The organism is Dulcicalothrix desertica PCC 7102 (assembly GCF_003991905.1).
Taxonomy (GTDB): domain Bacteria; phylum Cyanobacteriota; class Cyanobacteriia; order Cyanobacteriales; family Nostocaceae; genus Dulcicalothrix; species Dulcicalothrix desertica.
In genome coordinates this window covers 135,128-152,827 of record NZ_RSCL01000023.1, presented here as the reverse complement: position 1 = coordinate 152,827, position 17,700 = coordinate 135,128, and the positions used below count along the sequence as shown (strand labels likewise).

Below are 17,700 nucleotides of genomic sequence, written 5' to 3'. Positions count from 1 at the left end.
AGAATTAATAATACCTATCATTACAATCAGAAATGTAAAGACCGTAAATTTACGGTCTCTACAATTAATCAACTTTTTCAATTGCCTTAGCATCAATGTAAGGCTTATTTACATATGGCTGAACTGTAGTAGGAGAAAGATTTAAGCTATAGTTCTTGTTTACATCAGCGACAACAAAGTTGCGAACTACACCTGTCAACTCAATATTTGTACCTACTGGAGGAGCTTTTTGCTTACTCACAACCAAAACTTCTTGCCCACGAAGTGATTCCTTGTCGTAGACGGTAAAGAGATTTTGATTTATAACTCTTTGAACTTTTGTACTTACAGTCACGTTTTCACCAATAAGTTCAGCATTAGGTAAACCCGCTTGTGGTGTGGCTGTTACTACCACCGTTGGTGTTATAGTTGGTGTTGCTGTTACTACCACCGTTGGTGTCACAAGTGGTGTAGTTGTGACTACCACTGTTGGTGTTACAACTGGTGTTGCGGCGACTTCCGGAACAGGTGATATTACCGCTCCTGGCTCATTTTGATTTTGGCAGGCAGAAACTAGCGAAGTCAAAAAAGCGATGGCAATTGCAGCATTTAACTTTGGTATAGCTAAAAATAAGCGATTATGTCGCAAAGAAAGGAAATTACCAAAAGAAATGTTAGTCAATTTGTTAATCATGAAAAAAAGTCTCCTTAATGGTTTGCTAAAATTTGGTTTTGAGGTTTAATAGAGTCAAAATCTCCTTGAACGCGAATTTCTTGAAAGTAATTGCACTGCAACAGGTTTCCCTGATAATTAGATTCTTTGCCGTCTATCCATACTTGCCTTATCTCGACTCCATGCAGGTGTAACTGAATAGTTGTATAAGGAAAAGTAAAGTTTCCTTGTTCTTCTCTAACTAGCTGCAAAGTTTTGGAATCAAATATCATCCGCAAGTAATCTAGGCGCCGCTCGTTCTCCCAAACCATAAATGCATTCCGATGGTCGTAGTTTCGCTGTTGTCGTCCAACCCCCACCTTTAGCGGCATCTGATAGTTCTATTCGTCGTTGTGGAGGTAGTTCTTCTCGTATTACTTGTCCAAGAGAGTTCTGAAATTGTAAACTACCATCAGCATTAATAATAACCTTGAGCGCGCTACTCGATATTATCCAACAATTTTCTTTATCTTGAAAGTCTATCTCCACTTCTTCCCAATCCTTACGAGCAATACCGTAAGGAAGAGGTACTTTACCTGGTTGCCAATCAACTCGAATTAAGTCCGTAGTCAAAAAAGTAACTTCAAGTTCTAGATGCTTAAAGTAAAAATGTCCACCACTTTGTATTGGTTTGGCCTTCTCGGCACCTCCTGTTTCTTCAGTTACTTCCATGTTGTGACTGCGTGACCTCAGTTCCAACCAGTCGCGCTGAAGCGGATAAAATAACGACCCCAAAAATCGTCGCAGTTTAACAAAACGTAATGTTAATAATAGTTGCCTCTGGAGATTCATGTAACCTCACACTGTATACAGAAACCCATACCGCACATGGTATGGGAGAAAATGACTCATCAAAAATCAAAGCTAAATATTAAAGTTTTTGAGCCATAGAGGATAATTTCGCTTTACTCATTAAGACAAACGATTTCCCGAACGTTTATCAACAATTTCCACTACGGTATCGTCATCAATATCGGTTCTATCGACATAGCTTTGTGTATTTCGATTTTCAACAAAAGTAGTATTGCGATTGTAATCAGAAGAATTAGAAATATTGTAGGTCTTCCAATTACTAATATTATGCTTCTTCAATATAGAACCTGCGCGCTCAATTTCATCCTCCTGACCTTCTAGGATTACCAAATAGTTCCCGTGGGATATACTATCACTATAAGCTTGAGCATCTTCTTCGGGAATGCCTGCGCCAGTTAACGCTCCTACTAATGCACCAGAAGCGGCACCAATACCAGCACCAGCTAAAGTTGTGGCAATAGTTCCAGCAGCAAGAAACGGCCCGACACCAGGAATAATTAAAGCTTCAAGACCTACGAGTAAACCTCCAATACCTCCTAAAACTGAACCCGTAACTGCACCAATACCAGCACCCTCTTGAGATTCATCGTCTCCTCTATCTTTTACCTGGGCGCCTGCAATTTCATTACTATCTGTATTTTGAGCCAATATGGATACTCTATCCATAGAGAAACCAGAATTTCTCAGTTCATTCAGAGCTTTTTCTGCCTCCGAATGGTTCTTAAATGTACCAACAGCACGCATATATTTTGAATTTGAACTAATCATGATTTCTCCTTATTTTTATTGTGGAATTGCTGAAGGGTAAACATCTGTCGCGACTAATACAGGTTTATTGGTGTACTCTGCTTCTAATTTTCTTTGCACCGTCAAATCCCATTTCAAATCATAATCTCGTTCAAACTCTGCAACAACAAACGGACGTAGAACACCTGTTACGGCAACTTTTTCACCTTCTTTTACTGCGGCTTTTGGAGTCGCCCGCAAAACTAACAAATCTTGTCCGCCAAATAACTTATCTTCATCTAACGTAAACGAGTTAGGACTTGTAATGTCTTCAACTTCACCTGTCACAGCTAGTGTTTTACCGTAATACTGCTTAGGGTTTGTAGTAATTTCACCGGGTTTAGGCGCCTGTGCGAGTGACTGTGCAATAATTGCAGGTCGGCTTTCATATTCTCGGTATAAGTTAGGGTCTAAACCTAAATTGTAATCTCGGTTAATATCTGCAATCACAAAATTACGAACTTGACCTGTAGCTTGAATTGCTGTATTCGGGTCAGCCGGTATGTTGAAAACTTTACCAGAGGCATTTACAACTAAAATAGGTTCACTGCCAAAGAATTGCTTGTCGCTAACTGTAAAACTTGATGGGCCTAACTTTTTAATGGGTTGGCTCCTAACAGTCACAGTTTTACCAACTAGCTGGGCTGTATTATCTGCAACTTCTTCAGCAGTGACATTAGTTTCTGGTGCTGCCGCTCTTGGCTCTAAACTGTTGTTACAAGCAGGAAGGACAATTGCAAACAGTGCTAAAGTAATAAAACCCTTTGGATTTAACAGCTTTTGTATAAAGTTACTGCTTTGATTAAGTTTATTCATGTTTAGTTCAAACTCCTCAAATTTTATTGTCAATTCTAATCTAGGTTACTTTTTGTATTTTAGTTTCATACAAAATTATGTAATTAAATTCTAAAAATGCTACTTAACCTACTGACTTTAAAAGTTTTGGGTAGCAGAATTACATTGTTTTAAGTTTAATCTTGAATAGTGGAAAACTGGTGAAAAACATCTCTTATTCGATAATATACTACTCAAGACAGACTAAGGTTTAACTAATTGTTGATACCCAACTACATAAATAAAAAATCTTCTGCATAAAGATAGATATTATGAAGTTATAAAAGTACATTATAGTTTTTATTCTTAATATTCAAATATGTTATATTTTATTCACAAAAATACCGCTGCTTACTAGCAGCGGCGAGTTTTGGCTTTGTAGCTTATTCTATATCCCAATAGTAACAACCTGGTATTGTTACTACAACACCTCGCAGTCGATGGAGAGCATCATGGCAAATTGCTAAAGGCGCCGTCTTAGCATGAGTTCTTTTTTCTTTATCAAAGCCAACTACGTAAGGTAAACCCGGAAAGGCATTTGATTCGGAGTAAGATATGTGAAAGTGGGGAAATGCGGTCTTTTCCAAAGCATGTACAACTAGTTCTAAAGCTGCTCTAGTATCTGTTGAATACGGGCGTACTGGTAAATTAAACTTTTCAGATAAAATCTGGTCTAAATCTGCTAGCGAATTCAGTTGAATTCTTTCCTTGCCGTGTCTTATAATTTTGGGTTCCATTTCGTATTCGCTTAAGTTCTGTTACAACAATGTTTAAATGTTTACAAGCGTTCAAAGACGTTAACGTTGCCTATCAACTTAGATTAAACTTTAAAAAAAACAATTAGAATACTTTAATGTTAGACAAAAATAGTGGAAAACTAGTGGAATTTTACTATAAACAATCATTAGAATTCTGCCGTAATAATTCTTGAATTTCACCGCGCAAAGCAGTAATTTCATCATGCAGTTGTGTAATCGATTTAGCTCCTGCTAACTCAGCTTGGTCATCATCTGCATCTCGACCAATGAAAAATGTAGCAAGGGTAGCTGTAAGGTAGCCAAAAACAGCAGAAGCGTACAGCGCCAGTATAAAGCATAGAACCCGACCTTCAAGTGTTTTGGGCCAGTATTCCGAACCCATAGTTGTTACCAACATTGCTGTCCACCATAAAGCTGCACCGTAATTGTTCAATCCAGAACCGTCAGGAAGTCCGCGTTCAAATGTATACATTCCTGCTGCTCCAACAAGCGTTACAATCACTGTTAACACCACTATATAACCAAAACCACGACGGTTAAAACTGGCGCCTAATGCCCGCATTCCTTGGTTTGCACGAGTGAACACACGCAACAGTTGTAATCCTCGAACAGCGCGCGCTGTTCGTAGTACTTTCACAAATCGTACTATACGTAAAGTTCTCAGGGCTGGTAACAATAAAGAAATTGCGGTCAACCAATTACGCTGAAGATAAAAACGTTTATGGGGAGCAACGGCAAATTTAACTATAAAATCAAGTATAAAAATTATCCATATTGTATTGCTGGCGATGTCTAAGAGTGGAGAGACTCCCCAAATTAGCTCAATAATAAATAACCCCAACCATACAAAGGCAAGTACTAGCATTGGGGTTTCTAGCCAATCTTCTAACAGTTGGAGTATTTGATTGCGCTCTTGTTCCAAAGCTTGTTTGTCAGACGGATTTAGATTTCTCATAGCTAACTATTTTACTTTGTCGGCTCTAGAACGTTGACATCGACCAAAGGTGTGATATTTAAGTTTTGTTGTTGTAGACGAGTTTGAATTTCTCGCTTTAAACGAGAGCTAATTTCCTCTTTTGATACGCTAACTCCTTGTCGTGGTTGAACATAAACAACAGAAAGTAATGTATTTTGACCTTTAATATTAGTACCAGTAAATCGAACGTTTGCTTCTACTAAATCAACTGAAGCATTTTGACTCACAACTTTTTGAACTTCTGCGTTCGCTCTTTGAGCCAGAGTCGAACGTTGTAAATTCGGGGTTTGGGCAAATTGCCAAGTTAATAAACTAACCAGCACTGCAACAGTTAATGCTAATGTCACAGGAAACAACCAACGTTTTCCTCTTTTGTAGCGCACTCCTTGTGATGACAACCCATAAAATCGAAATACCAAAGCGGCAGTAAAATTAATTCCCACCAATTGTAATAACAGCAGAAACAACCCGCTTATTACCATATCCCACCTACCGATGGCGCCTGCCATACCTACAATTCCCGCAGGTGGCGCCAACGATGCAGCAACTAACATTCCTGTTGCGGCTCCAGATACCAAACTACTTCGTTCTGATTGAACTAAATTTAAGGCGCCTGCTGCTCCTGCTGCTAAAGGGATCAACACCGCAACAGAAGAAATCTGGCTTGTATCAATCATTGAGCTAGTGGCGATATCTTGTTGCAAAATTAAACTCAGGATTGCGGTAACGGCAATGGTAACTCCGAGTGCAGAAAAATAACGCAGAATACTGCGCCAGAGAAGTTGCTTATCTCCCCTAGCAGTAGCAATTGCAACATTCATTGCCGGACCAGCAAATGGTGCAATTAGCATCGCTGCAGTTAGCAAGTAAGTGGTGTTGGTATATAAACCAATCCAAACAACGAAACCAGCAGCTGCCGCATATCCCAGAAATCCCTTCCAAGAACCAATGCTTTGTAATCCACCTAGAAAAATTTCCAGCGGGCTACGTTCCTCTACATTTTTAACCTGTTCTGGGGCTTGAGATGCTGGAGGGCGTAATGCAATTATACCAGTTGGTAGTAATGTAATATGTACTTTATTTATGTCTTCGAGTTTCGTTAATAACTTTTCAACTTGGCGATTAGAAATATGAACTAGCACTAAGTCGATTAAATCCTCACTACCCATTGCCTCAAACTGAGCAAGGTTTGTACCGTCAAGTGACTTCGCAATCTCAAGAACTTCTTTCCCTTGTCCGCGCGGTACTTGAATAATAAGTTGACGCATATTAATCCTCCTGCTGCTAACCATGTCGTATTGCAGGCAAACTATGTCTCTAGCCAGAGATATATTTGTTATCAACAAAAGCAATTTTAACTGTAGGTTGGGTGGAGGAACGGAACCCAACCTACTACAGCCATAACCGACACAGTAGCTCTTACCTATATCAAAAGATAGAGATAATAATTTTGCCAATAATCCTTCTTTCAGAGGCTTTTTTACAATTATAGTGCAGCTAATTTTAAATAATTAAAGTTATTAAATATAAAAAACAGGTGGAGGGTGCATTGTGCGCTTTGGGCAACTAACAGGCTTTCTCGCTCTTGTCATATCTCTTTACATAATATGGCAAATTCGGCAAATAGTTTTGGTTATATTTGCGGCAATAGTTTTGGCGACAGTTCTCAATCAGCTTGTGCAAATATTGCAAAAATTTCGTATAAAGCGAGGCATTGCTATTGGTGTATCAGTTATTCTTGTACTTGTGATTTTACTTAGCTTTTTCGCATTAATTGTACCACGTATCGTTGACCAATTACAGCAATTTGGTAACATCATGCCAATGGCATTAGAACGATTGCGTACTTGGAATAATTGGCTACAAGGTGTTATTCCAGAGCAACTGTTAGAAAATATTCGTGGACTAAGATATTTAACTCAAGGTTTACAAACTTGGCTAAATCAACTTATTAACAACTTTTTCTTACTAGTTAGTAGCTCACTTTCTATTGCTTTAGGTATATTGCTATTTATTGCTCTTAGTATAATGCTTTTAGCAAATCCATCACCATATCGACAAGGGTTTATACTTCTATTTCCTGCCTTTTACCGTCAGAGAATAGATGAAATTCTCAATAAATGTACAGCTTCTTTGACTGGCTGGTTCAAAGGTACACTATTAACGATGGCAGTTATTGGAGTTTTAAGCTATATTGGATTATTCTTTTTAAAGGTGCCATTACCATTAGTAAATGCGTTGCTAGCGGGAATATTAGAGTTTATTCCAAATGTTGGGCCAACCTTGAGTGTTATTCCACCAACTATATTAGCATTAAGTGAGGCGCCTTGGAAAGCAGCCGCAGTTGTTGCTTTATATTTTGGAATTCAGCAGGTTGAAAGTTTAATTTTAGTGCCTTTGGTAATGAAAAGTCAGGCATCTTTACAGCCAGCAGTTACTTTGGTAGCGGTGGTCATATTTGGTAAATTTTTTGGATTCTTAGGTGTGTTCCTGGCTGTTCCGTTGGTAATTGTATTGCAAATTTGGATACAAGAACTTTTGGTCAAAGATGTACTTAACAACTGGCAGCGCAACAAAATATATAATGGTAGACAGAAAGTCTTGACTACAGCAAATAGCAAATCGAATTTAGATGTTGAAAAATAATAGTAACTTAAGATAAAAGGGTAACAAATTAAATCCCCCCAACCCCCCTTAATAAGGGGGGCTTAAGCTCTGTTTTTTTCCCCCCTTATTAAGGGGGGATAGGGGGGATCAGTTATGTTATAAAAAGCAAAACCTACGCACTATTAGAATCTGATTAATCTCATTTAAACATACACATTCTTAATTATGCTACTGTCTTATAAAGATTTGATTAATGCTTGATAGCGTTTTTGGACATTTTTTAAGTCTTGTTCTTGGGAAAGTCCATCACGACTATCTTGTAAAATCATGTCAGCATGATGGCGCAAAACTCTTTGATATTCAGGATTGTCGGTGTAACTGCTGATTCGAGTTATGGCTTCTAATAATCTCATAGTTACTGCTGCATCTGAGTAAATGCCAAAATCGTAGCCAGCACTGCCATGATTGATGGTAAAAACCAATAACTAGAGTGGAGCGAATCCCAAAGCTGACTTAACTTGGCGTTTTTCATATTTCATCATTCACGGTTTGAGAATCTGCTTTACCGTTGTTGTTATTTTCTGAGCGCACTTGAGCGAGCAACCGCAGCGAATCACTGATGCGACGAGGTTTTGGAACTTCACTTTTACCTGCTGGCCATCCTTCACGCTGTCGCGAACGATTTCCATCTGTTTCTTCTGTTTGGTCGTGAAACAAAATTTGTCTGGTTGGATAAGGCAAGTCTATACCGTTTTCGACGTACAACTTTTGCTTGATTGCAGAAATTACTTTATCCCGTGATCTAAGAGAATCTATGCGTCGTGGCGGTGTAATCCACCAACGCGCGCGGATATTGACAGTACTTTCTGCTAGTTCCATCACTAGCACATCAGGCGCCGGGTCTTTCAAAACCTCGTCTACATTATGCATGGCTTCGAGCATTAACTGTTTTGCCAAGTCGATATCATCACCGTAACCAATGCCAACGTCGTATTCAAGACGGCGGTTATCGAAAGCGGTGTTGACGGTAACAGAATTGGTAAATAATTGAGAATTGGGAATTACTATGCGGCGCCCATCATAAGTTCTGATTGTAGTTGCCCTGGTCTCAATATTTTCTACCGTTCCTTCAAAATTATTAAACACAATTTGGTCATCAATTTGAAACGGTTCAGTTAAAAGAATTAAGATGCCAGATAAGAAATTTTGTAGGATATCGCGGAAAGCAAAACCAATCGCGACCCCACTAATTCCTAGCAGCTGTACCAAATCGCCTGCCTTGAATGTCGGAATCACAATCGATAGAGCGACAAATAGACCCACCAAAATTGTTATACCCTGTGCCAACCGTCCCAGCACTAATCCCAAATTCCTAGCTTGCCGACGGTTACGAGTTAAACGTTTGACTAACCGCTTAATTGCCCTAGCAACGAAAAAGAAAATGGCAAAAACAATTAATGCTAGCACGATATTAGGCAGCAGGATAATAAACCCGTTAATCATGCCCTGAATCTTATTCCAAACTGCGGATATCTCTGCATTCATGTCATTTACTTACTTACTAGCAATGCCGATAATAGTAAAAAACAGTGAGATTTAAATCTATCTGGAAAGGTATTTATAGCGATACAGTTAAAGAAACAATGTTTTTGCGAACATAAGAACTTTACTCTTTCTTCTGATAGATGTTTCATAAAACATCAATAATTAAAATATATATGGAATAAATTAAGAGTAGAACTTAATTCAAAATTTATACTGAAAGCATACTTAAAAAAATCAAAAAATATTAATAATAATTTTATTGATAAAAGATTAGAGATTAAACTGAGGAGAAAAATGTATGAGTTGGTTAAAGAGACAGTTTGGAAATTTACAAGAAACTCTGGACGAAAGTACTAAAAACAAAAGCGCTGTTGAGGAATCTATGAGTCCTGGACTAACGGGCGAATATGACTGGGAATTACGTGAAAAGGCAGGAATGCGTCAACCTCCAGTCTTGCCGAAAAATATGGGGCTTGAGGGTGAGTACGATGCCAATGGTTTAGCAAAGCGAGTAGCTGCTGCTTTTGATAAAAATCCAGATATTGAGGATGTTGAAACTTTAGAAATCTTCCAAGATGATTGTACAATCATCCTTAAAGGCTCAGTACCCAATCAGTCTATTCTCGACCACATGATAGATGTGGCTAGCAAGGTAGATGGTACCAAAGCTGTGGAAACTTCACAAGTGATAATTCAAGCAAGTTAATAAATGGACTTACGCACAGAAACCTGGTTTCTGTGCGTAAGTCCTATATATTTGACTTTTAGATATAATTAACTATTAATAAATATAATTCATAATAAAATTTTTATTCATTGGCATCCATCTTAGGTTAAAACCTTTTATGCCAAAAGATATATATTATTAAACATGTTTTTTAAGTAAATATAGTCAATTTATCCACGAGTTTTCCACAATTGATATTTAAACTATGATTAGACATACAGCATATTGCGTGTTCATAGTTTACAGTTTATCGTTTATTGTAGAGGCTAAACATGTTTAGTCTCTACGGGATTTTTTATATTAGGTTTGTACTTCTCGAACCTGAAATTTGCTTCATTTTAAGCACTTAATAAGCTTTGTATATAGTTCACTCTGATATGCTCATAAACAATTGAGATGTTTCTATTGTATATGACGAGCGTATTTATTGCTTAATAGTTTTTAGTTTATACATACCAATTATTCAAATTTTTTACAAGGAATTTATCATGCGTAGTTCTTTAAATTGGTCTAGATTAAAATCTACATTCTTCGCTTTTGGAGTTTTTGGAGCAGTAACAACTACTGCCGTTTCCACAATTATTAATCAACCAGCTAAAGCTCAAGTCATTCCAAGTGCAAACCCAAGCAAAAATATAGCTATCGCGCGTTATTTCTCTGACGTTAAAACAGATTATTGGGCACGTCCATTTATTTCTGCTTTAACCGAGAGAAATATAATTACAGGTTTTCCTAATGGCACTTTTAGACCCGAACAACCTGTAAGTCGTGCTGAATTTGCAGCTATGATTCAAAAAGCTTTTAATCAAAATTCGGTTCGGCAGTTAAGTACAGGAGGATTTAGAGATGTACCTGCTGACTACTGGGCTATTTCTGCAATTCAAGAAGCTTATGAAACTGGATTTATGTCTGGGTATCCTGGGAATTTCTTTTTTCCTAATCAGCAAATTCCTAAAGTTCAAGCAATTGTAGCATTAACGAATGGCTTGAATTTGACGGCAAATGATACTGCAAGTCTCGCTAGCTATTATACTGATGTGAACGCTATTCCTAATTATGCAGCTTCGCAAGTCGCGGCTGCAACTAGAGCAAATCTAATTGTCAACTATCCAGAAGTGCGACAACTTAATCCTTTACAACCTCTAACTCGTGCAGAAGCAGCAGCACATTTGTATCAAGCGTTAGTCAGACAAGGAAAATTACAGCCTTTAGCGAGTAATGTTCCAGCAGCGAATTATATTGTTGGCACGATTGGTGGTACTCAAGCTGCGAATAACGTTTTTTCAGTTACCGCGTCGAATAATTCATTCACAACTTTTACTTCATTATTAAAAACCTCTGGTCTTGCTGGTATTTTAGAAACTCCTGGCTCGTTTACAATTTTTGCTCCTACAGACCAAGCTTTTGCTACATTATCACCGGAAACTTTACGACAGTTACAGCTACCAGAAAACCGAGAAACGCTGATTCGTATTTTGAGATATCACGTAGTTTTGAAACAATTAACTGCAAATGAACTTTCATCTGGTGAAATCAAAACGCTTGGCGATAACCCTGTAAATATTCAAGTAAATACAGGCGCCAATCAAATTAGTGTCAATAATGCTCAAGTCGTTCAACCGAATATTCAAGCAAGTAATGGTGTTATTCACGCAATTAACACGGTGCTAATACCACCCAATCTTACCCTACGCCAGTAACTGCAACAGGCACAGACTAACACCGTAACACCATAATTCTTTTGTCAAAAAAATGAGCCGCGTTCCTAATCGACATTTTTGGCTGTTGTTATTAAGTCGCACTAGTCTTGTGTTCGGTGCAATTTTACTTGTGGGAATTATTGGAGGTAGTTGGTGGGTTTGGGTTTTTATCCAGCAACGATTAACACCGTTAGTTGAAAGAAATCTTCAACAGTTGCTTGGGCGCCCTGTTGAATTAGGAGAAGTCGAACGTTTTTCTCTCAACAGCTTACGGTTTGGCGCCTCCAGTATTCCTGCAACGCCAACTGACTCAGACCGTTTAGCAGCAAAAGCAGTGAAAGTGGATTTTGAACCGTTGGAAATACTTTTCAATCGAACTTTGGAACTTAATGTCACCTTAGTCCAGCCAAATGTTTACATCGAACAAGATAAAAATGGGCGTTGGGTGGACACAACAATTCAAGACAGACCGTCTGAAGGGGGAGATTTGTTCAAAATCGAATTGGAAACGATTAAAGTTACCAATGCGGATGTAGTTTTGGTGCCATTTCCTCAAGATAACCCTCAACCTAGTAAAGCTAAAACTTTGGTTGGGTTTAAACAGGTGAATGGTATTGCAAGCCTTCTAGAACAAAATCAGCGAATTAATTTTGATATCAATGCTCAACCTGTAAGTGGTGGAAATTTAAAGATTGCTGGAGAAACGCGGCTCAAAGCACAACATACAAACCTCAAAATTAAGGCGACGAATTTATTTGCGGATGATATTTCTCGCTTATTAGAGTTACCTGTTGACCTCCAAGCAGGTCGAGTGGATGGTAATTTAACTGTGAATTTGCAACAAATGGCGCCGAAAACTACTTTTGCAGGAACAGTTACAGCAAATAAAGTTACTGTCCAAGTTGCCAACCTGCCCAGGAAATTTATTAATACTACAGGACAATTACAATTCCAAGGAAATAATATTGTATTTGAAAATGTAACCGGACGCTATGGTAATATTCCAGTCAAAGCCAAAGGTACAATTAATACACAAACAGGTTACAACCTTTCTGCTCAAGTACAAGCTGTTAGTGCGAAAAACTTGTTAAATACATTAAATGTAAATTTACCGTTTGCAACATCTGGAGAATTACAAGCAAATCTACAAGTCAAAGGAGCGCTGCAAAAACCAGTTTTGACTGGAAATATTAGTACAATAAAAACTGCTCAAATAGATAGTATTAACCTTAAAAATATCAGCAGTCGCTTCCAACTTACTCCTCAAGAGTTGACTTTAACGCAAATTCAAGCTGCTCCTGTTATCGGCGGGCAAATTACAGGTAGTGGTCAAATTGGCTTAGGAAATCAAAGACAGATTACTTTAAATTTCCAAGCCGAAAATATACCAGGAGATACCTTAGCACAAACCTATAATTTTTCTTTACCTAATAATATAAATATTAACAACGTCTTAGCAACTGCCAAAATTTCTGGTACTCCTGGCAATTTGCAAACAGTAGCACAAGTGCAGGCGCCTAAGAGGATGTTTGATGTTTCTGAAGATTTTTATGTTTCTTTATCACGAGTTTTTGCGACAAATGAATCTTTCAGATATAACGCTCTTTACCGTATTAACGACCAAATTATTTTACGAGGTTCGACAAATTTTGATGATGAAAGTCGAGCGTTAATTCAATATGAATCGAGGTTTTAATGTATGTTCAATTATCTAAAGAAAATAAAATACCGTCATTTTTCTTACCCTTTGTTATCGCTGTTGATGACATTTGGTATTGTTACTGGTTCACCCGAAACATCTCTAGCAATTCCTTGGTTAGAATTATTGTTGCGAGGCGCCCAAGTCTTTCAATTGTATAGTATTTCTGATCAAGAAGAAATTCAACTGGGTAAACAGATTAATCAACAATTAATTAGCAGCGGTCAAATTCAACTTTACTCAAATCAAAAAACTAATCGTTATGTGAATCAAATTGGTCAACGTTTGGCTGCAAATAGTACTCGTCCTAATATTCCCTATACATTCCAAGTAGTTCGAGATAACAGTATTAATGCCTTTGCAACTGCGGGAGGTTATGTTTATGTAACAACTGGTTTATTAGGAGCAGTCGATAATGAAGCTCAATTAGCTGCTGTTTTAGCTCACGAAATTGGTCATATCGCTAGCCAGCATTCAATTGAACAAATGCGGCAAACAGCTATTACTCGTGGTCTTGTAAGTGCAGCAGGTTTAGATAGAAGTACTGCAGTTCAATTAGGAGTAGAATTAGCGTTGCAACGTCCGAGAAGTCGTGAAGATGAATACGAAGCAGACCGCAGGGGAATTCAAACTTTAGCGCGCGCTGGTTACGACCAAAGAGCCATGATTGCATTTTTACAAAAGTTACGCAATCAACCTACTCCTCCAACATTTTTAAGTACCCACCCGGCGCCTGATGACCGTATTTCGGCTCTATTACGCGCGATTAGTAGAAATAATACTAGGTAAACATAAAATATTCAACTAACACTCTTGGTTATGACACAAAATTTTGACCCAGTAAAAATAGGAACCCGGTTAGCACGAAATTGGTGGACAGTCGCATTGCGAGGAGTAATTGCCATTATTTTTGGTTTAGCTACATTGCTTTGGCCAGGAATTACCTTGGCTACATTAGTATTTTTGTTTGCCGCCTTTGTGATGGGAAGTGGGATTTTACTGGTAATGATGGCGTTTAGAGACCGTCTGAACAATGCCCACGGATGGATACTTTTACTCGAAGGAGCAATTAGCATCATACTAGGTGTATTTGTGTTTGCCTTGCCAGCTATTACTGCTCTAGTAGTACTTTACTTTATCGCTGCTTGGGCAATTATGATAGGCATCTTAGAGATTATTGCTGCCATTGGAATGAGAAAAGAGATAGAGAATGAATGGTTACTCTTATTGGTTGGTATTGGGTCGGTAATCTTTGGCATATCGTTGGCAATTTGGCCTGGAGCTGGAGCATTAGCAATTCTGTGGGCTATTGGCGCCTACGCAATTTTCTTTGGCATTCTCCTATTAATTCTTGCCTTCCGGCTACGCAGTTGGAATCAAAGAAGTAGCGTTTAGCTAAATAATAAAGTTATATAGATATACATTTGTATGAAGATAAAAAGAACAAGTTACCTGATGCTAATTCCCGTAACAGTGGGACTTTTAAGTAGCTGTTCAAGAGACTTATCCAGGCAAACTTCTTTACCTACAACTTCTCCAATACCAACAGTTGCAGAAACGCAAAATCAAGCTAATCGTCCTTTGGCGCCGACACAAGAAGACGATAATTTTGTAGTCGCAGTTGTCGAAAAGGTAGAACCAGCAGTTGTTCAAATTAACACCCAGAGAACAGTTAGAACTGAGGCGCCTCAATTACCGGGTACATTTGACAACCCGTTCTTTGAGCGGTTTTTTGGTGAAGCAGTACCAACACAACCTACTGAAAGAGTTGTGCGAGGACTTGGTTCTGGTTTTGTCATCAACCCTAACGGTCAAATACTGACTAACGCCCACGTAGTTAGCGATGCGGATAGAGTAACGGTAACATTTTCTAGCGGTCGTACCTATGAAGGAAAAGTTTTGGGGAAAGACCCTGTAAGTGATGTAGCAGTTGTGCAAATAGAAGGTAATAATTTTCCAACAGTGGAAGTAGCAAGTTCTGATTCTATTAAACCAGGACAATGGGCAGTTGCAATTGGTAATCCCTTGGGTTTGCAACAAACAGTAACAGTAGGTGTGATTAGTGCAATTGAACGCTCTTTAAATCTTTCGACTCGACCAAGTAATTATATTCAAGCTGATGCGGCAATTAATCCGGGAAATTCAGGTGGACCACTTTTAAATGCTCGCGGTCAAGTCATAGGTGTAAATACTGCTATTATTCAAGGCCCCCAAGGTATCGGTTTTGCAATTCCTATAGATACAGCACAACGTATAGCCCAACAATTAATTACAGAGGGTAAAGTTGAATACCCTTACTTAGGTGTTCAAACACTTACTTTGACACCCGAAGTTAAGCAAAAGATAAATAATTATCCAAATAGTAATATTCGCATTGTGGCAGACCAAGGAATTCTTGTAGTTCGCGTTGTTCCCGGTTCTCCTGCTGCCAGAGTTGGAATACGCGCAGGAGATGTGATACAGCAAATCAACAATCAACCCGTAAATAATGCAGAGCAAATTCAGCAAGCAGTAGAAAAGAATGGTTTAAATAACAACTTACAAATTCAAGTACTACGCAATGGACAAAATTTAGAATTTACAGTCCAACCTCAACCGCTACCATCTCCAACTAATAATCAATAACTTGTGATTACATTCCCTTAAATCCGACTTCACTCTCTACTTCAATTACTAAAAATTGGGCAGCCTTATTTCCGTCAGTTATGGGTGCTACAAGGCTGACTGGCTGATAGGCTGTCCAATTTTTCCATATTCATTCATCGGTCTTTAAATAAGAGACCGATACTTTTGAAACACCCTCTAAATCTTTGTAAGACGTTTTTCTGTAAACCATTTATGCAAATAATAACTGACTAGTGTTAGTGCCAGCCAAATTTAAACCAATATTATTGAAATTAAAACCAGTTGTTCTTTGAAGTGTCAGCAATAACTCTCCAGAACCAAAACCACTATTTCCTGTAATTCCATCACTCAAGCGGAAGGAAGTACTACTACCACTCGACACAACATCAATCACAGAAATGCCTTCAAAACTGAGTAAATCTCCATTTCTACCACGACGGAATTCAGAGACAACATCTGTACCACCACCATTACGATAAATTACAGTATCTTGTTGAAAATCTCTACCTAAATATAAAGTATCGTTACCCAATCCACCTGTTAGAGTATCTGCACCCCTACCACCGTAAAGAGTATCATCACCAAGCCCACCCCGGAGAATGTCATTACCACTAAGTCCCCACAGAGTATCATTCCCACGCTGACCATTAATGACATCATCGGAATTATTAAAACCGCGTACTTGATTATCGAAACCATTTAGAAACGTTACTGTATTGGGACGAGCAACTCTGTCTGGATTTGCATCAACATTAATTACATCAAAGCTATCTTGAATCGAGGTATCACCATTAAATAAAACATTACCGATACCGTTATTTAAATTATCAAAATTCTCAATTGCAAAGTCAGCAAGAACTACTTTTGTATTTGCAACACCGTCGAAGGAAATTTCTAAGTCTTTGCCATTTTGTAGCAAAATTAGATTTTCGGCAGTTAGACCATCTCCTGCAAATTTCAAGATGTCCGCTTCCGCAATTGCTTCTGGTGTTGAATTCGCTCCTCTGCCCACACCACCAAAGTTAGCAATGTTAACGGTACTACCAGGTTCGACTGCAAAGGTATTTTGTCCACCGCTAGCATCAGCTAAAACTCGAATTCGCGCTACCTGATAACCTGGATTTGTAAAGTCAGCATTGCTAAATCTAGGGTCGCTCAAAATTGCTCCACCGGGAATAAAGCCTTTAGCTATTTGCACAACACTATTTTCACTGGCGCCAGTGTTAGGATTTTGCTGCCCAAAAAAGGCAGTATTAGCGGGAATTTCATCATTCACTTCTGAACCAGCATCTAGGACTTGCCTACCTAAAAGGGTGAAATCAACCCCAAGAAAATTACCGAAATCGTCAAAAATGCGATTTTGGCGCTCATTTCCATTGGCAATAAAGAAGTCATTACTAGGGATCAGCATTGCTGCGTAGCTAAAGTAACGACTGTTAAGGTCACTTCCATTGAGTGTAATTGTTGTTTGTGCTATTTCCCCTGAGTCAATCGGACCTGGTGTCACAGCTAAACCAGGAATAGTACCTTGGACAGAACCAAATCCAGACAGGTCAAATTCTTGGGAAATCAGATTTGTCGCACCATCTTCTGCAACACTTTCTAGCCCTGGAGAAACTGGTCTACCCCTGTCGTAGATATCAAAGTTGCCATCATGAAAGCCAAACCATAGTGGTGTTACTAAAGTCCCATTTTGGGGAGCTAGATTTTCAACACTGATGATAATTTTTGTTGATTCCATAAATACTGCCTTAAATTTTGATATCAAAACTTATAGCTTTATCGAGTATTAAAATATTCTCGTATCAGCCAAGTACACCTTAATATTACTGATAAGTATTAAAATTGGTTGATAGCTAAATAAGAATTTGCTGAGAAATGAATATTAAAAGCTAACTACCATCAGTTCAATCTGTTTGACGATGAAGAAAAAGACTAA

General features: G+C 38.4%; 18 protein-coding genes. 7 read left to right on the top strand and 11 right to left on the bottom strand.

Going from position 1 to position 17,700, the window contains the following annotated elements; translation table 11 throughout:
- Positions 1–64: 64 nt before the first annotated feature.
- The 8 genes from DSM106972_RS37880 to DSM106972_RS37845 all read right to left on the bottom strand — a co-directional run bounded on the left by DSM106972_RS37880 (position 65) and on the right by DSM106972_RS37845 (position 6,126).
- A complete protein-coding gene (locus tag DSM106972_RS37880; RefSeq protein ID WP_127085520.1) occupies positions 65–673 on the bottom strand; it encodes a hypothetical protein in 609 nt (202 codons plus the stop codon).
- A 14-nt stretch (positions 674–687) separates the two neighbouring features.
- Positions 688–963 carry a hypothetical protein gene (locus DSM106972_RS37875; RefSeq protein WP_233787215.1) on the bottom strand — a complete coding sequence of 92 codons (276 nt, stop codon included), beginning with the start codon at positions 961–963 and terminating at the stop codon, positions 688–690.
- Positions 914–1,483 (bottom strand): alpha-glucosidase domain-containing protein, encoded by a 570-nt coding sequence (locus DSM106972_RS37870; RefSeq protein ID WP_233787214.1) that lies wholly within the window; start codon positions 1,481–1,483, stop codon positions 914–916. The genes DSM106972_RS37875 and DSM106972_RS37870 overlap by 50 nt, the downstream gene beginning before the upstream one ends.
- A 120-nt stretch (positions 1,484–1,603) precedes the next feature.
- Positions 1,604–2,272, bottom strand: coding sequence for a signal transduction histidine kinase LytS (locus tag DSM106972_RS37865; protein ID WP_127085519.1), 669 nt, complete (start codon positions 2,270–2,272; stop codon positions 1,604–1,606).
- A gap of 15 nt (positions 2,273–2,287) precedes the next feature.
- The gene (locus DSM106972_RS37860; RefSeq protein WP_127085518.1) at positions 2,288–3,106 is read right to left on the bottom strand and encodes a hypothetical protein; all 819 of its coding nucleotides are present in this window, start codon (positions 3,104–3,106) and stop codon (positions 2,288–2,290) included.
- A 401-nt stretch (positions 3,107–3,507) separates the two neighbouring features.
- On the bottom strand, positions 3,508–3,861 hold the full coding sequence (locus DSM106972_RS37855; protein ID WP_127085517.1) for a hypothetical protein: 354 nt from the start codon (positions 3,859–3,861) through the stop codon (positions 3,508–3,510).
- Positions 3,862–4,015: 154 nt separating this feature from the next.
- Positions 4,016–4,837, bottom strand: a complete 822-nt coding sequence (locus DSM106972_RS37850) for a potassium channel family protein (protein WP_127085516.1) — start codon at positions 4,835–4,837, stop codon at positions 4,016–4,018.
- A gap of 11 nt (positions 4,838–4,848) precedes the next feature.
- Positions 4,849–6,126 (bottom strand): TIGR00341 family protein, encoded by a 1,278-nt coding sequence (locus DSM106972_RS37845; protein ID WP_127085515.1) that lies wholly within the window; start codon positions 6,124–6,126, stop codon positions 4,849–4,851.
- Between the two features lie 283 nt (positions 6,127–6,409).
- Between DSM106972_RS37845 and DSM106972_RS37840 the strand changes: the two genes are divergently transcribed.
- Entirely contained in the window at positions 6,410–7,504 is a 1,095-nt protein-coding gene (locus DSM106972_RS37840; protein ID WP_127085514.1) for an AI-2E family transporter, read from the top strand.
- Between the two features lie 197 nt (positions 7,505–7,701).
- On the opposite strand, the gene DSM106972_RS37835 is transcribed toward DSM106972_RS37840, so the two are convergent.
- Both DSM106972_RS37835 and DSM106972_RS37830 read right to left on the bottom strand, forming a co-directional pair.
- On the bottom strand, positions 7,702–7,878 hold the full coding sequence (locus DSM106972_RS37835; RefSeq protein ID WP_186538487.1) for a hypothetical protein: 177 nt from the start codon (positions 7,876–7,878) through the stop codon (positions 7,702–7,704).
- A 115-nt stretch (positions 7,879–7,993) separates the two neighbouring features.
- Positions 7,994–9,010: a mechanosensitive ion channel family protein gene (locus DSM106972_RS37830; RefSeq protein ID WP_127085513.1), complete on the bottom strand. Its 1,017-nt coding sequence runs from the start codon at positions 9,008–9,010 to the stop codon at positions 7,994–7,996.
- 298 nt (positions 9,011–9,308) lie between these two features.
- On the opposite strand from DSM106972_RS37830, the gene DSM106972_RS37825 reads away from it, so the two are divergent.
- The 6 genes from DSM106972_RS37825 (at position 9,309) to DSM106972_RS37800 (ending at position 15,761) form a co-directional block, all read left to right on the top strand.
- Entirely contained in the window at positions 9,309–9,716 is a 408-nt protein-coding gene (locus tag DSM106972_RS37825) for a BON domain-containing protein (protein WP_127085512.1), read from the top strand.
- A 509-nt stretch (positions 9,717–10,225) separates the two neighbouring features.
- Complete coding sequence (locus DSM106972_RS37820; RefSeq protein WP_127085511.1) at positions 10,226–11,437, top strand: fasciclin domain-containing protein; 1,212 nt, start codon at positions 10,226–10,228, stop codon at positions 11,435–11,437.
- 52 nt (positions 11,438–11,489) lie between these two features.
- The gene (locus DSM106972_RS37815; protein WP_127085510.1) at positions 11,490–13,133 is read left to right on the top strand and encodes an AsmA family protein; all 1,644 of its coding nucleotides are present in this window, start codon (positions 11,490–11,492) and stop codon (positions 13,131–13,133) included.
- Between the two features lie 3 nt (positions 13,134–13,136).
- A complete protein-coding gene (locus tag DSM106972_RS37810; RefSeq protein WP_127085509.1) occupies positions 13,137–13,925 on the top strand; it encodes a M48 family metallopeptidase in 789 nt (262 codons plus the stop codon).
- 30 nt (positions 13,926–13,955) lie between these two features.
- Positions 13,956–14,531: an HdeD family acid-resistance protein gene (locus tag DSM106972_RS37805; RefSeq protein ID WP_127085508.1), complete on the top strand. Its 576-nt coding sequence runs from the start codon at positions 13,956–13,958 to the stop codon at positions 14,529–14,531.
- A gap of 33 nt (positions 14,532–14,564) precedes the next feature.
- Positions 14,565–15,761 (top strand): HhoA/HhoB/HtrA family serine endopeptidase, encoded by a 1,197-nt coding sequence (locus tag DSM106972_RS37800; protein WP_127085507.1) that lies wholly within the window; start codon positions 14,565–14,567, stop codon positions 15,759–15,761.
- Positions 15,762–15,972: 211 nt separating this feature from the next.
- On the opposite strand, the gene DSM106972_RS52800 is transcribed toward DSM106972_RS37800, so the two are convergent.
- A complete protein-coding gene (locus DSM106972_RS52800; RefSeq protein WP_201800840.1) occupies positions 15,973–17,502 on the bottom strand; it encodes a spondin domain-containing protein in 1,530 nt (509 codons plus the stop codon).
- Between the last annotated feature and the right edge of the window lie 198 nt (positions 17,503–17,700).

What these genes read in the sequence shown, in the direction of transcription:
- DSM106972_RS37880 (WP_127085520.1), bottom strand. Translation starts at nt 673, where the DNA reads ATGATTAACAAATTGACTAACATTTCTTTTGGTAATTTCCTTTCTTTG.
- DSM106972_RS37875 (WP_233787215.1), bottom strand. Translation starts at nt 963, where the DNA reads ATGGTTTGGGAGAACGAGCGGCGCCTAGATTACTTGCGGATGATATTT.
- DSM106972_RS37870 (WP_233787214.1), bottom strand. Translation starts at nt 1,483, where the DNA reads ATGAATCTCCAGAGGCAACTATTATTAACATTACGTTTTGTTAAACTG.
- DSM106972_RS37865 (WP_127085519.1), bottom strand. Translation starts at nt 2,272, where the DNA reads ATGATTAGTTCAAATTCAAAATATATGCGTGCTGTTGGTACATTTAAG.
- DSM106972_RS37860 (WP_127085518.1), bottom strand. Translation starts at nt 3,106, where the DNA reads ATGAATAAACTTAATCAAAGCAGTAACTTTATACAAAAGCTGTTAAAT.
- DSM106972_RS37855 (WP_127085517.1), bottom strand. Translation starts at nt 3,861, where the DNA reads ATGGAACCCAAAATTATAAGACACGGCAAGGAAAGAATTCAACTGAAT.
- DSM106972_RS37850 (WP_127085516.1), bottom strand. Translation starts at nt 4,837, where the DNA reads ATGAGAAATCTAAATCCGTCTGACAAACAAGCTTTGGAACAAGAGCGC.
- DSM106972_RS37845 (WP_127085515.1), bottom strand. Translation starts at nt 6,126, where the DNA reads ATGCGTCAACTTATTATTCAAGTACCGCGCGGACAAGGGAAAGAAGTT.
- DSM106972_RS37835 (WP_186538487.1), bottom strand. Translation starts at nt 7,878, where the DNA reads ATGAGATTATTAGAAGCCATAACTCGAATCAGCAGTTACACCGACAAT.
- DSM106972_RS37830 (WP_127085513.1), bottom strand. Translation starts at nt 9,010, where the DNA reads ATGAATGCAGAGATATCCGCAGTTTGGAATAAGATTCAGGGCATGATT.
- DSM106972_RS37825 (WP_127085512.1), top strand. Translation starts at nt 9,309, where the DNA reads ATGAGTTGGTTAAAGAGACAGTTTGGAAATTTACAAGAAACTCTGGAC.
- DSM106972_RS37820 (WP_127085511.1), top strand. Translation starts at nt 10,226, where the DNA reads ATGCGTAGTTCTTTAAATTGGTCTAGATTAAAATCTACATTCTTCGCT.
- DSM106972_RS37815 (WP_127085510.1), top strand. Translation starts at nt 11,490, where the DNA reads ATGAGCCGCGTTCCTAATCGACATTTTTGGCTGTTGTTATTAAGTCGC.
- DSM106972_RS37810 (WP_127085509.1), top strand. Translation starts at nt 13,137, where the DNA reads ATGTTCAATTATCTAAAGAAAATAAAATACCGTCATTTTTCTTACCCT.
- DSM106972_RS37805 (WP_127085508.1), top strand. Translation starts at nt 13,956, where the DNA reads ATGACACAAAATTTTGACCCAGTAAAAATAGGAACCCGGTTAGCACGA.
- DSM106972_RS37800 (WP_127085507.1), top strand. Translation starts at nt 14,565, where the DNA reads ATGAAGATAAAAAGAACAAGTTACCTGATGCTAATTCCCGTAACAGTG.
- DSM106972_RS52800 (WP_201800840.1), bottom strand. Translation starts at nt 17,502, where the DNA reads ATGGAATCAACAAAAATTATCATCAGTGTTGAAAATCTAGCTCCCCAA.